Annotated in this window: 11 protein-coding genes; 10 read left to right on the forward strand and 1 reads right to left on the reverse strand. The window is 68.1% G+C overall.

Annotated features, from left to right (window positions below; all coding sequences use genetic code 11):
- Positions 1–199: 199 nt before the first annotated feature.
- Positions 200–694, reverse strand: a complete 495-nt coding sequence (locus KDH83_RS15245; protein ID WP_212317269.1) for a MarR family transcriptional regulator — start codon at positions 692–694, stop codon at positions 200–202.
- A gap of 366 nt (positions 695–1,060) precedes the next feature.
- Here KDH83_RS15245 and KDH83_RS15250 point away from each other — a divergent pair, with 366 nt between their 5' ends.
- From KDH83_RS15250 to KDH83_RS15295, 10 genes are all read left to right on the forward strand, one after another.
- Positions 1,061–2,221: an ABC transporter substrate-binding protein gene (locus KDH83_RS15250; protein WP_212317271.1), complete on the forward strand. Its 1,161-nt coding sequence runs from the start codon at positions 1,061–1,063 to the stop codon at positions 2,219–2,221.
- A 214-nt stretch (positions 2,222–2,435) separates the two neighbouring features.
- Positions 2,436–3,356, forward strand: a complete 921-nt coding sequence (locus KDH83_RS15255) for a branched-chain amino acid ABC transporter permease (RefSeq protein ID WP_212317274.1) — start codon at positions 2,436–2,438, stop codon at positions 3,354–3,356.
- Between the two features lie 6 nt (positions 3,357–3,362).
- The gene (locus tag KDH83_RS15260) at positions 3,363–4,331 is read left to right on the forward strand and encodes a branched-chain amino acid ABC transporter permease (protein ID WP_212317276.1); all 969 of its coding nucleotides are present in this window, start codon (positions 3,363–3,365) and stop codon (positions 4,329–4,331) included.
- On the forward strand, positions 4,328–5,122 hold the full coding sequence (locus tag KDH83_RS15265; RefSeq protein WP_212317278.1) for an ABC transporter ATP-binding protein: 795 nt from the start codon (positions 4,328–4,330) through the stop codon (positions 5,120–5,122). The genes KDH83_RS15260 and KDH83_RS15265 overlap by 4 nt, the downstream gene beginning before the upstream one ends.
- Positions 5,122–5,826 carry an ABC transporter ATP-binding protein gene (locus KDH83_RS15270; RefSeq protein ID WP_103272294.1) on the forward strand — a complete coding sequence of 235 codons (705 nt, stop codon included), beginning with the start codon at positions 5,122–5,124 and terminating at the stop codon, positions 5,824–5,826. Before KDH83_RS15265 ends, KDH83_RS15270 begins: the two co-directional genes overlap by 1 nt.
- A gap of 323 nt (positions 5,827–6,149) precedes the next feature.
- The gene (gene siaA, locus KDH83_RS15275) at positions 6,150–8,135 is read left to right on the forward strand and encodes a biofilm regulation protein phosphatase SiaA (RefSeq protein ID WP_212317287.1); all 1,986 of its coding nucleotides are present in this window, start codon (positions 6,150–6,152) and stop codon (positions 8,133–8,135) included.
- Positions 8,136–8,158: 23 nt separating this feature from the next.
- Positions 8,159–8,686: a biofilm regulation protein kinase SiaB gene (gene siaB / locus KDH83_RS15280; protein WP_212317289.1), complete on the forward strand. Its 528-nt coding sequence runs from the start codon at positions 8,159–8,161 to the stop codon at positions 8,684–8,686.
- Positions 8,687–8,777: 91 nt separating this feature from the next.
- Complete coding sequence (siaC, locus tag KDH83_RS15285) at positions 8,778–9,155, forward strand: biofilm regulation phosphoprotein SiaC (protein WP_212317291.1); 378 nt, start codon at positions 8,778–8,780, stop codon at positions 9,153–9,155.
- Positions 9,152–9,955 (forward strand): biofilm regulation diguanylate cyclase SiaD, encoded by an 804-nt coding sequence (gene siaD / locus KDH83_RS15290; protein ID WP_212317293.1) that lies wholly within the window; start codon positions 9,152–9,154, stop codon positions 9,953–9,955. Before siaC ends, siaD begins: the two co-directional genes overlap by 4 nt.
- 36 nt (positions 9,956–9,991) lie before the next feature.
- Complete coding sequence (locus KDH83_RS15295) at positions 9,992–12,568, forward strand: EAL domain-containing protein (RefSeq protein ID WP_212317295.1); 2,577 nt, start codon at positions 9,992–9,994, stop codon at positions 12,566–12,568.
- The last annotated feature ends 102 nt before the right edge of the window (positions 12,569–12,670 follow it).

Below are 12,670 nucleotides of genomic sequence, written 5' to 3' on the forward strand. Positions count from 1 at the left end.
TCCCCCCCAGGGGGGCGCAGCTGCGGACCGGCGGAGCCGGATCCGCGCTGCCCCGGTTGGGAGAGGATGTGCTTGGTTGGGCGGGCGTCTTGCTTGGCTGCCTTTTGGGGGGGCGCCTATATAGGTAGCAGGTAGCAGGTAGCAGGTAGCAGGTAGCCGGTGGCAGGTGGCAGGTGGCAGGTGGCAGGTGGCAGGCGGCTCAGCCCTTCTCGGCTTCGGAGCGGGTGGCCACCACCTGCAGCTTCAGCTCGCCCAGGGCCTGGAACAGCGCATTGCGGCTGGTTTCGGGCATGTCGCCGAACATGTTCTTGACCCAGGTCTCGTGGGCGCGGGCCATGCGCGAGAAGGCTTTCTTGCCTTGCGGGGTGAGCTTGATCAGCGAGCTGCGGCGGTCGGATTCGACCTTGGTGCGGACCACCAGGCCTTCCTTTTCGAGCTGGTCGGTGATGCCGGTGATATTGCCGTTGGTGACCATCATGTGGCGCGACAGTTCGCCCATCTTCATGCCCTTGGGCGCGCGTTGCAGCTGGGCCATCAGGTCGAAGCGCGGCAGGGTGGTGTCGAAGTCGTTGCGCAGCCGGCTGCGGATCTCGCCTTCGATCAGGTTGCAGCAGGTCAGCATGCGCAGCCACAGGCGCAGCGCGTGGTGGTCGTCGGGCGCGGCGCGGGATTCCAGGTCGGGGGTGTCGGTCATGGCGGAAGAGTTACCGGGAGGGCGGTTGGTCGGCGGGCGTCGGCGCCGCGGGCGCGCGGCCCGGCGCGCGCGTCTTGAGCGGCGGCGCAATGTCGGGTAAGGTCGCGCGGTCAGGGGAGCGGAACAGCGTAGCCATGCGGTAGTTTATTGGTAAAAACCCTAGACTTGTTTTGGCGAATACTTTAAACCTAAACTATGAAGCACGCCAGCCTTCCCCACGTCCCGCGGCGGGGGCGGGTGTCGCAAGCTCCCGCATGACTCCCGTTTGACGGCGGCGCACAGGCGCCGGCAGGCCGGGAAGAAGTCTTTCGAATCGCACCTCCAAAAAGAACATCTCTGCGCGGGCTCGCGCACGGAGCATCCACCATGCGTTTGATCACTTCCCTACTCGCCGCGGCCGCCCTGGTTCCGGCGCTGGCGCAAGCCGATGCCATCAAGGTCGGCATCGCCAACGACATTTCGGGCCCGTTCTCGGCGCTGGGCGCCGAGGCCCGCGACGGCTTCAACCTCGCCATCAAGCAGCTGGGCGGCAAGCTGGGCGGCCAGCCCGCCGAATTCCTGCAGACCGACATGGGCGGCAATCCCGACCAGGCCCGCCAGCTGGTCACGCGCTATCTGCAGCGCGAAAAGGTCGATTTCTTCACCGGCCCGATCGGCTCGAACGTGGCGCTGGCCGTGGGCCCCGCGCTGTTCGCCGCCAAGGTGCCGTACCTGTCCAACAACCCGGGCCCCAGCCAGTTCGCCGGCGCCCAGTGCAATCCCTACTGGTTCGGCACCTCGTACCAGAACGACGCCTTCCACGAGGCCGCCGGCAAGGTCGCGGCCGACAGCGGCTTCAAGAAGATGTTCATCATGGCCCCGGACTATCCGGCGGGCAAGGACGCACTCAACGGTTTCAAGCGCGGCTACAAGACCGCCCGGGGCGACGAGGTCTACACCAAGCTGGGCCAGATCGACTATGCGGCCGAGTTGGCGCAGATCCGCGCGGCCAAGCCGGACGCGGTCTACATCTTCCTGCCCGGCGGCATGGGCATCAATTTCGTCAAGCAGTTCGTGTCGGCGGGCCTGTCGCAAAGCATCAAGCTGATCGGCCCGGGCTTCTCGGCCGACGAGGACGTGATCCAGGCCGTGGGCGAGCCCATGCTGGGCATGGTCAACACGGCGCAGTGGGCGCATGACCTGGACGTGCCGCAGAACAAGGCCTTCGTCGAGGCCTTCCGCAAGGAATACAACGGCCGTTATCCCTCGGTCTACGCGGCCCAGGCCTACGACGTGATCATGGCCATGGACGCGGCGGTCAAGCAGGCCGGCGGCAAGGCCAGCGATCGCGACGCCATCGTGCGCGCGCTGGAAAAGGCCGACTACCCCTCGGTGCGCGGCAGCTTCACCTATGGCAAGAACCACTATCCCATCCAGGCCTATTACCAGCGCGTGATCCAGAAGGACGCGAGCGGCCGCATCACCAACAAGCTGGTGGGCAAGGTCTTCGACAAGTACCAGGACGTCTACGTCGGGGAATGCAAATAGGGCCACCCCCGAAGCGCTGACGCGCTTCCCCCTCCAGGGGGCATGCCTGCGGACCGGCCAAGCCGGATCCGCGGCATCCCGATGGTGGGGCACCCGTTGCGTTGTCGGGCACTTCCTTGAGGTTGGTCTCGTGGCATGCGGTGGGTAGGCGGTATCTGATATTGAATCGACCGTGCGCCAGGCCATGGGCGGCGCGCGGCAGGGGGTAGTGTTCATGACGTTTACGCTGATCGTCGAGCAATTGCTGAACGGTCTGCAGTTTGGGTTGATGTTGTTTCTGATCGCGGCCGGGCTGACCCTGGTGTTCGGCATCATGGACATCATGAATCTGGCTCACGGCTCGCTCTACATGGCCGGCGCCTACGTGGCCGCCGAGACCATGCAACGCACGGGTTCCTTCACCGCCGCCGTCCTGGTGGCGGCCGTCGCCACCGGGCTGGTCGGCGTGGCGCTGGAACTCACGCTGATCCGCCGCCTCGCGCTGCGCGACCACCTGGCACAGGTGCTGGGCACCTACGCCGTCATCCTGATCGCCAACGACCTGGTCAAGATGATCTGGGGCCCGGCGCCGGTCATGCTCAACATGCCGGCGACGCTGTCCGGTCCGGTGCGGCTGCTGCCGGACCTGCTCTATCCCGCCTATCGGCTCATGATCATCGCTTTTGGCGTGGCCGCCGCGCTGGGCCTGTACTGGTTCGTGACGCGCACGCGCGCCGGGGTGCTGGTGCGCGCCGGCGCGTCCAACCGGCAGATGGCCACGCTGATGGGCGTGCGGGTGCCGCTGCTGTTCCTGGGCGTGTTCGCGCTGGGCGCCATGCTGGCCGCCGTGGCCGGCGCGCTGCTCGGTCCGATCACCTCGGTGCAGGTGGGCATGGGCGAGGAGATCCTGATCCTGGTGCTGGTCTGTATCGTCATCGGCGGCATCGGCTCGATCCGGGGCGCCTTTGTCGGCGCCTTGCTGGTGGGCATGGTGGACACGGCGGGCCGGGCCTTCCTGCCCATGCTGCTGCGCCAGGTGTTTTCGCCCGCCGTGGCGTCCAGCGTGGGCCCCACGCTGGCGGCCATCGCCATCTATGTGCTGATGGCGGCGGTGCTGGTGTTCCGGCCTTCGGGCCTGTTTCCGGCGCGGGGGTAAGGCAAGATGCGCAAACAGACTGCCTGGACCCTGGTCCTGCTGGCCCTGCTGGCGGTGTTTCCGCTGGTCGCGCCCGCGCTCGGCCTGGACTTCTACATTTCCTTCGTGCGCCGCGTGCTGATCTACGCGCTGGCCGCCACCAGCCTGAACCTGATCCTGGGCTACGGCGGCATGGTGGCGCTGGGCCACGCGGCCTTCTTCGGCGCAGGCGCCTACGCGGTGGGCATCCTGGCCATGTCGGGCGTGACGTCCGCGCTGGTGTCCTGGCCGGTGGCCGTGGCGCTGGCGGCCGTGCTGGCCTGCGTCACCGGCGCGATCTCGCTGCGCACGCGCGGCGTGTACTTCATCATGATCACGCTGGCCTTCGCGCAGATGCTGTTCTACATCTTCATTTCGCTGCGGCAGTATGGCGGCGAGGACGGGCTGAACCTGCCGGGTCCGTCCACGCTGCCGGGCCTGTCGCTGGGCGACGATGTGTCGTTCTACTACCTGGTGCTGGCGCTGTTCACGCTCCTGACCTGGCTGTTCGGACGGCTGGTGGCCTCGCGCTTCGGCACGGCGCTGCAAGGCATACGCGAGAACGAGTCGCGCATGGAGTCGCTGGGTTATCCGGTCTACCGAATCAAGCTGGCCGCCTTCACCTTGAGCGGCGCCGCGGCCGGACTGGCCGGCGCGCTGCTGGCCAACCACAACCTGTTCATCTCGCCCAGCCTGATGCACTGGACCCAGTCGGCCAACCTGCTGATCATGGTGCTGGTCGGCGGCATTGGCCTGCGCTACGGCGGCGTGGCCGGCGCGGTGGTGATGCTGACGCTGGAAGAAGTCCTGCGCTTGTGGACGGAATACTGGCACCTGCCGCTGGGCGTGCTGCTGCTGGGCGTGGTGTTCGGCGCGCCGCGCGGGCTGGTCGGCCTGCTGGGCCCATGGTTCGCCGGCCGCGCGGCGGCGCAGCCGGGCAAGGAGGGATCGCGATGAACGCCGTCAATTCCGCGGTTCCCGCCCTGGAGGCGCGCGGCCTGGTGCGCCGCTTCGGCGCGCTGGTGGCGACCGACCAGGTATCGCTCCGCCTGGCGCCGGGCGAGATCCATGCCCTGATCGGCCCCAATGGCGCCGGCAAGTCCACCCTGATCCACTTGCTCTCGGGCACGCTGTCGGCCGACGCCGGCACGCTGCTGCTGGGCGGGCGCGACGTCACCGGCATGAACGCCCACCAGCGCGTGGCCGCGGGGCTGTCGCGCTCGTACCAGATCACCAATATCTTCAAGCAGTCCTCGGTGCTGGACAACCTGGTGCTGGCGGTGCAGGCGCACGCGGGCAGCAGCTTCCGCTTCTGGCGCCCGCGCGCGGCCGAGACCGCGCTGTATGAACAGGCGCGCGAGCTGGCGCGCGAATGCGCCATCGACGCCAGCCTGCTGGAGCGTCCCGCCGGCACGCTGCCGCACGGCGAACAACGCAAGGTGGAGTTCGCGCTGGCCCTGGCCGCCCGGCCCGCCGTGCTGCTGCTGGATGAGCCCATGGCCGGCATGGGGCCGGACGAGACGCTCAGGCTGACCGAGCTGATCGAGGCCATGCGCGGCCGCGCCGCCATGCTGCTGGTCGAGCACGACATGCAGGCCGTGTTCCGCCTGGCCGACCGCATTTCCGTGCTGGTGTACGGCCGCGTCATCGCCACCGGCACGCCCGACGAGATCCGCGCGAACGCCGACGTGCGCCAAGCCTATCTGGGTGACGAGGAAACCGCGCCCGCCCGCCAGGAGACTGCCTGATGCTCTCGATCGAATCGGCCAAGAGCGGCTACGGCGCGAGCCAGGTGCTGTTCGGCGTGGACCTGCGCATCGGCGCGGGGCAGGTGGTGACCTTGCTGGGCCGCAATGGCATGGGCAAGACCACGCTGTTGCGCACCCTGTTCGGCCAGCTGCCGCTGCGCGGCGGCGCGATCCGCTTCGCCGGGCAGGACATCAGCGGCTGGAGTCCGGACCGCATCGCGCGCCTGGGCATGGCCATCGTGCCGGAAGGGCGGCAGTGCTTTCCCAACCTGACGGTGCGCGAGCACCTGACGGCCTTTGTCGCGGCGCGCAATCCGGACATCGGCGCGCCCTGGACGCCCGAGCGGGTGTTCGAGCTGTTCCCCCGCCTGGGCGAGCGCGCCCGAAACATGGGCAACCAGCTGTCCGGCGGCGAGCAGCAGATGCTGGCCATCGGCCGGGCGCTGGTCACCAATCCGCGCCTGCTGATCCTGGACGAGGCCACCGAGGGCCTGGCGCCCAAGATCCGCGAGGAAATCTGGAACTGCCTGGCGCGGCTGCGCGAGGCCGGCCAGACCATCCTGGTGATCGACAAGTATGTCGAACGGCTGCTCAGCCTGGCCGACCAGCACGTGATCCTGGAGCGCGGCAAGGTGGTCTGGACCGGCGACTCGCCGGCGCTGGACGCCGATCGCGGCCTGTGGGAACGCTATCTCGGGGTGTAGCGAGAAAGCCGCAATCCCCCTGCGCCGCCGGTTTGAAGATGCGACATAAACGGCAATAAAACTACATATAGTTTGCCGCAAGGAAAAACTTGACGCACAAAACGCTTCAAGGCGTTTACACCCGTTTCCATCGCCTGCGCGGTTCTCTACACTAAGCGCGCCACGCACCAGCTCGGTGCGTGGCCATCACTGCCCACGAGGCGGGTCGAGCGCGCGGCGGCAAGCCCTGCCCGCGGCCGCGGACTCGCGGCCGGGACGGCAGGCCGCGCATGCAAGACACTCCGCGCACGCCGCTACTTATCCAGTTGTCAGGAAGACTACGCATGGCGAAATGGGGTTTGCGCAAGAAATCGCTTATGGCTTTGCTGCTGGCGTGCCTGGTCGCGCTGGCGCCGGCCGCATTGATCGGCTGGCAGCTGCTGGACGGCGTCAGGGATCACTTCGGGCGGGCATTCGCCGACAACTTCACGCAACTGAACCGCCAGCGCATCCTGGCGCCGGTCTCGCGCGAACTGGCCCTGTCGCTGCGGCTGGCCGACAGCGAGGTCACCCGCCGCTGGCTGCGCAATGAGTCCGATCCGGCCGCGCGCGAGCTGTTCTTCCGCGAAGCCGACGGCTACCGCCGCGATCTGCTGGGCCGGGCCTACTTCATCGCCAGCGCCGCCACCGGCAATTACTACTTCAACGACGACCAGCCCCTGTCCGAGGCGCCGCGCTACACGCTGAGCCGCGGCGCCGCCGATGACGGCTGGTTCTACAAGTCGCTGCAGGCGTCCGCGCTCTACAACATCAACGTCAACCCGGACCTGAAGCTCAAGACCACGCGGGTCTGGATCAACGCCCAGGTGCGCGACGGCGACAAGGTGCTGGGCCTGACCGGCGCGGGCCTGGACGTGGGCGGTTTCCTGCGCGACTTCGTCAACAGCGGCCAGGCCGGCGTCACGCCCATCATCGTCGACGAGACGGGGGCGATCCAGGCGCACATGGATCCCACCCTGATCGCCTACAACTCCGGCGCCGGCGGCGCCGATGGCCGTGGCATGGTGTTCACCCTGCTGGACGCCGGCCCGGGGCGCGACGAGTTGCGCTCGGCCATGCACGCGGCGCAGGCCGATCCGCAGTCGGTGCAGTCGGCCTGGGTCGCGGTGGACGGCCGCCGCCAGCTGGTGTCGGTGGCCTACATGCCCGAACTGCACTGGCATGTGCTGACCATGGTGGACCTGGGCGCGGCCCGGGTGCTGGACACGGGCTGGATCTGGCCGGTGGCGGTGGGCCTGGTGCTGCTGTTCGCGGCCATGCTGCTGTGCTTCGGCTACGCCGTCGAGCGGCTGATGCTGCGGCCGCTGCGCCGGCTGCAGCAATCGGCCCGCGCCATCGCCAATGGCAGCTATGACGTCAGCCTGCCGCCGGGCGGGCAGGACGAGATCGGCGATCTCAGCAATGCCTTCGGCGTCATGGCCGACAAGGTGCGCCAGCACACGGCCGAGCTCGAGAGCAAGGTGCGCGAGCGCACCTCGGAGCTGGAAAACGCCAATCGCGCCATGGCCGCCGCGCACAAGAAGATCGGCGACTCCATCGACTACGCCAGCCTGATCCAGCGGGCCATCCTGCCGGACCGCCAGCTGACCCAGTCGCTGGGCGAGCATCACTTCGTGCTGTGGAAGCCGCGCGACGTGGTGGGCGGCGATTTCTACGTGTTCCGCTCCGATGGCGGGAATTGCCTGCTGGGCATCATGGACTGCGCCGGCCACGGCGTGCCGGGCGCGCTGATGACCATGCTGGCGCGCGCCGCCATCGACCTGGCGATCACCGAGGTCGGCCCGTCCGATCCGGCCGCCGTGCTGACCCGCACCGACAGCGCGATCCGCGCCATGCTTGCGGACGCGCAATTGCCGCGGGCGCTGGCGACCAATACCGATGCAGGGCTGGTATATATTGACCGCCAGGCTGGCCTGCTGCGCTACGCGGGCGCGAAGATCAGCCTGTACGCCAGCAATGGCGACGCGTTGCGCGAAGTTCCTGGAGGAAAGCGTGCGTTGGGTGATAAACGCGCGGGCGCCTACGAGAACATCGAGCTGTCGATGGAACCGGGCTGGACCTACACCCTGGCGACCGACGGCTTCCTGGACCAGGCGGGCGGTGAACATGGCTTCGGCTTCGGCAACACGCGCTTCGCCGACATGCTCAAGACCCACGCGCGGCGGCCGTTAACTGAACAGGTCGCCGCGTTCACGCAGGCGCTGGCCGATTATCAGGGCGGCCAGCCGCAGCGCGACGACATCACCTTGCTGTCTTTCCGTTTCGAATAATCGTTATCAGGGCGCCAACTTCCATGAATGCCTCCGATCTGTACGCCTTGGGCGAGCGGTTCAACCAGAACCGGACCCTGTTGTGCTTCAACGGGCCGATCTCCCGCAGCCTGATCGAAGAAATCGGCAACGCACTGAAGAACTACCTGAATGTCGAGCACGCACGGCCGGCGGAGGCCATGGACGTGTTCTCGGTCTATATCGAAATGATCCAGAACATCCGCCAATACGCCGCCCAGAACGGTGACACCGACGCCTGCGCCACGGTGGTCATCGGCCGCCGCGACGAAAGTCGTTACGTGGTGTCGGCCGGCAACCTGGTGCGGATCGAGGACGGCAACGCCCTGGTGGCGCGCGTCCAGGAGCTGGCTGCCCTGGACAAGGCCGCCTACAAGGCCCAACTGCACAAGCCCCGGGCCCAGGGCGTGGCCTCGGGCGCGGGCCTCGGGCTGATCGACATCGCCCGGCGCTCGGGCGCGCCGATGGAGGCCAGCCTGACGCCGGCCGCCGGCGAGGGCACGGCCTTCTTCAGCCTTAGCGCGGTGATCTGAACGCCGCCATGCCCACGGATTCCCAATTGAACAGGCCCCATGCGCCGGACCCAGCCGCCCGCGTCCGCGACGGGGCCCATCGGAGCTATTGATGAAAGACCTGAACATTCCCGGGACCCAGTCCACGCCCGCCATCACCGCGGATCCGGCGCGGGGCCTGCTGACCATGCGCGGCGATTCCTACCCTGAAAACTCGTTCGAGCTGTTCGGCCCGGTGATCGAGTGGGTGGAGTCCTATCTGCTGGGATCGAGCGCGCCGCTCAACCTGGAACTGGAACTGCTCTACCTGAACACCAGCAGCATCAAGTCCATGATGGACATCTTCGACGTGCTGGAATCCGCGCACGGCAAGGGCAGCCAGGTTGGCGTCACCTGGTTCTACGACATGCGCAACGAGCGCGTCGGCGAGCTGGCCGAGGAATTCAAGGAAGACTGCACCTTTCCCTTCTCGGTTATCGGCCGCCAATGAAAGCAGGCAACGCCGACCTGGACCAGCGCATCGCCGAGTTGTTGGCGGATCCCGCCCATGCCGGGCATCCGCTGCGCGAGGCATTGGAGGCGTTGTGGCTCCATACCGCCGAGCAGATGGCGCGGATCGAGCGCGTGACCCAGCTGTCGGATGCCTACCAGACCATGGCGCATGAGCGTGAGATCGGCCTTTGCGACCGTTTCGATCGGCAATTGCGCCGGCTGACCCGCATCGCCCGCATCTCCGACCATTACCAGAGCATGATGCGCGACCTGAATGCCGCGCTCGAGGAAACGTCCAGCCGCGACCCCCTGACCGGCCTGTTGAACCGCCGCGCCCTGATGGAGACGATCAAGCAGGAAGTGCAACGCGTCGCGCGCGGCGGCCAGCCCTTCGTCGTGGGCATGCTGGACGTGGATCATTTCAAGGCGGTCAACGACCGCCATGGCCACGAGGCCGGCGACCGCGCCCTGGTCGAGCTGGCCAGGGTGCTGCGCCACGGCCTGCGCGAGTACGACCTGTGCGGCCGCTGGGGCGGCGAGGAATTCCTGGTGCTGCTGCCCAATACCGGGCCGGAGGCGGCGCAGGTCGTCATGGACAGGCTGGTCGGCGAGGTCCGCGCCATGGTCATCGACGTGGGTGACGAGGCGCTCAGGCTCACGGTCAGCATCGGCATGTCCTGCCATCAGCTGGGAGAGACCTTTTCAGAAACGCTCAGCCGCGCGGACCAGGCCCTGTACCTGGCCAAGCAGGACGGACGCGACCGCGTCGCCTTTGGATATACCCCCGGCGCTGAATGACCCCGGAACTGCTGTATTCCGGTATTGGAGCCTCATATGCTTGATTCTCATCTGGGCGTTCCCGACGTGGATCCAGAAGCGGACGCGTGGCGAACGGGCAGCTACCTGGCATCGATGGATCGGGCGCTGCTGCTGTTCGACTTCGACCCGGCCGGCTCTGTGTTGAGTACGAATGCGAATTTCCTGGCGGCCATGGGCTACGCCAGCGACGAGGCGCTGGCCCTGCGCCACGACATGCTGTGCGACAGCATGGACGAGGGCAAGGGCATCGCCAGCGCCGAACAGATCTGGGCCCGGCTGCGCCGCGGCGAACACTTCTCCGGCACCTGCCGCTACCGCCGCCGCGACGGCGGCGCGCTGTGGATCGAGGCCACCTACCTGCCGCAGATCAATCCGGCCGGCGAGGTCGAGCGCATCTCGGTCGTCTCGCGCAAGTCCATCGCCGACGCCGAACGGCAGGAAGAGGTGCGCCTGCTGCTGCTGGGCATCAACGAGACCGGCAACGCCGTGGCCGTGTCCGGCCCGGACGGCCGCATCGTCTACGTCAACGAAGGCTTTCACCGCATGCTCGGCTTCGGCCGAGCCGACGCGGTCAACCAGGAGCTGGGCGAACTGCTGGCCGGCGGCCGGCCGGATGGCGGCACGCGCGAAGAGCTGGACCGCCGCATCGCCTGCCGCGAGGGCTACCACAAGGACGTGCTGGTCTACGACCGCGCCGGCAAGCCGCTGTGGGTGTCGGTCATGGCCAACTCCGTGTTCGACGAGCGCGGCACGCTGGTCAACGTGGTGGACGTGCTGACCGACATCACCCCGACCAAGGTGCACGAGGTGCTGCAGCGCCGCGTGCTGCAGGCCATGGTCAACGAGGCCTCGGTCACCGAAGTGATGAACATGGTGTGTCGCGAGGTCGAACGCCTGGCGCCCGAGGTGCTGACCACCGTGCTGCGGGTGGACGATGCCGGGCGGCTGCGGCCGCTGGCCGCGCCCAGCCTGCCGCCGGCGTTCAGCGACGCGCTGGACGGCGAGCCCATCGGCCCGCAATGCGGCGCCTGCGGCACCTCCGCCTTCCTGGGCCGGCCGGTCATCGTGCCGGACATCGCCACCGATCCGCTGTGGGACGGCTATCGCCACCTGCCGCTGCCGGACGACATCAAGTCCTGCTGGTCCTCGCCGATCAAGTCCAGCGATGGCCGCGTCATCGGCACCTTCGGCTTCTATTTCCGCGAGCGCCGGCTGCCCGACGACTTCCATCACCGCCTGGTGGATGTCTGCGTCTACCTGTGCGCGCTGGCGCTGGAGCGCGAGGAAGCGCGCGCCCGCATCCGCCAGCTGGCCTTCTACGACGAATTGACCGGGCTGCCCAACCGCAACCTGCTGCTGGCCCAGTCCGAGCAGGCCATCGCCCGCGCCGAGGCCGAGCGCAAGCGCGTGGCGGTGCTGTTCCTGGACCTGGACCGCTTCAAGCAGGTCAACGACACGCTGGGGCACCCCATTGGCGACGCCTTGCTGCGCGAGGTCGCGCTGCGGCTGCGGCGGCTGGCGCGGGCCACCGACATCGTCGGCCGCCTGTCGGGCGACGAGTTCGTCATGCTGCTGCCCGATTTCGAGCATGGCCGGCTGACCGCCGCCGCCGCGCACATCCTGGTGGCGCTGGCACAGCCCTTCGCCGTGGGCGGCATCACGCTGAATCCCTCGGTCAGCATCGGCATCAGCGTCTTCCCGGAAAACGGGCGCGACATGGACACGCTGCTGCGCCATGCCGACATGGCCATGTACCAGGCCAAGACCGCCGGCCGCAACCGCATCTCCTTCTTCAGCGCCGAGATGAACCGCCAGGCGCAGGAACGCCTGGCGCTGGAGGCGGCCCTGCGCGACGCGCTGGAAGGCCGCGCGCTGCGGCTGCACTATCAGCCGCAGGTCGGGCTGAAGAACGGCAGCCTGTACGGCGTCGAGGCGCTGGCCCGCTGGCGCCATCCGACGCTGGGCGAGATCTCGCCGGCGCGCTTCGTGCCGCTGGCCGAGGAATGCGGGCTGATCGGCGACCTGGGCGACTGGGCGCTGCGCGAGGCTTGCTCGCAGCTGGCGACCTGGCGCCACAACGGCCTGCGCGTGCCTTCGGTGTCGGTGAACCTGTCGGCCACCAACTTCCACAACCTGAACCTGCCCCGGATGATCGCGGCGACGCTGGCGGAATTCGGCCTGGCGCCGGGCGATCTGATGCTGGAGATCACCGAGGGCGTGGTGCTGGACGCCACCGCCGGCACGCTGCGTACCATCGCCGAGCTGCATCGCCTGGGCGTGCGCCTGTCCATGGACGATTTCGGCACCGGCTATTCCAGCCTGGGGCACTTGCGCCGGCTGATCGTCGACGAACTGAAGCTGGACCGCAGCTTCGTGCAGGGCCTGGAGAGCGACGACGCGGCGCGGGCGCTGACCAGCGCCGTGATCCGCATCGGCGAGAGCCTGAGCCTGCCCGTGGTGGCCGAGGGGATCGAGAACGAGGAGCAGCGGCGCTTCCTGATCGAGCAGGGCTGCGCGGCGGGGCAGGGCTTCCTGTTCTCGCCGCCCTTGCCGGCCAACGACCTGGAGCAGTGGCTGCGCGGTCGGTTCTAGCGGCAGCTTGAACGCAAGGGCGGGCCTGGTCCCGCCCTTGTGCCGTCCCGGGCAGGCCGCGACCCTCGGCGCGCGCCCTCGCGCCATCCTCCCTGGCTTCCT

The organism is Achromobacter sp. Marseille-Q0513 (assembly GCF_018195695.1).
Taxonomy (GTDB): Bacteria; Pseudomonadota; Gammaproteobacteria; order Burkholderiales; family Burkholderiaceae_B; genus Achromobacter.

Bases quoted from the DNA above. Each gene is read 5' to 3' on its own strand.
- KDH83_RS15270 (WP_103272294.1), top strand. From the start codon at position 5,122: ATGCTCTCGATCGAATCGGCCAAGAGCGGCTACGGCGCGAGCCAGGTG.
- siaA (WP_212317287.1), top strand. From the start codon at position 6,150: ATGGCGAAATGGGGTTTGCGCAAGAAATCGCTTATGGCTTTGCTGCTG.
- siaD (WP_212317293.1), top strand. From the start codon at position 9,152: ATGAAAGCAGGCAACGCCGACCTGGACCAGCGCATCGCCGAGTTGTTG.
- KDH83_RS15260 (WP_212317276.1), top strand. From the start codon at position 3,363: ATGCGCAAACAGACTGCCTGGACCCTGGTCCTGCTGGCCCTGCTGGCG.
- KDH83_RS15255 (WP_212317274.1), top strand. From the start codon at position 2,436: ATGACGTTTACGCTGATCGTCGAGCAATTGCTGAACGGTCTGCAGTTT.
- KDH83_RS15265 (WP_212317278.1), top strand. From the start codon at position 4,328: ATGAACGCCGTCAATTCCGCGGTTCCCGCCCTGGAGGCGCGCGGCCTG.
- siaC (WP_212317291.1), top strand. From the start codon at position 8,778: ATGAAAGACCTGAACATTCCCGGGACCCAGTCCACGCCCGCCATCACC.
- KDH83_RS15250 (WP_212317271.1), top strand. From the start codon at position 1,061: ATGCGTTTGATCACTTCCCTACTCGCCGCGGCCGCCCTGGTTCCGGCG.
- siaB (WP_212317289.1), top strand. From the start codon at position 8,159: ATGAATGCCTCCGATCTGTACGCCTTGGGCGAGCGGTTCAACCAGAAC.
- KDH83_RS15295 (WP_212317295.1), top strand. From the start codon at position 9,992: ATGCTTGATTCTCATCTGGGCGTTCCCGACGTGGATCCAGAAGCGGAC.
- KDH83_RS15245 (WP_212317269.1), bottom strand. From the start codon at position 694: ATGACCGACACCCCCGACCTGGAATCCCGCGCCGCGCCCGACGACCAC.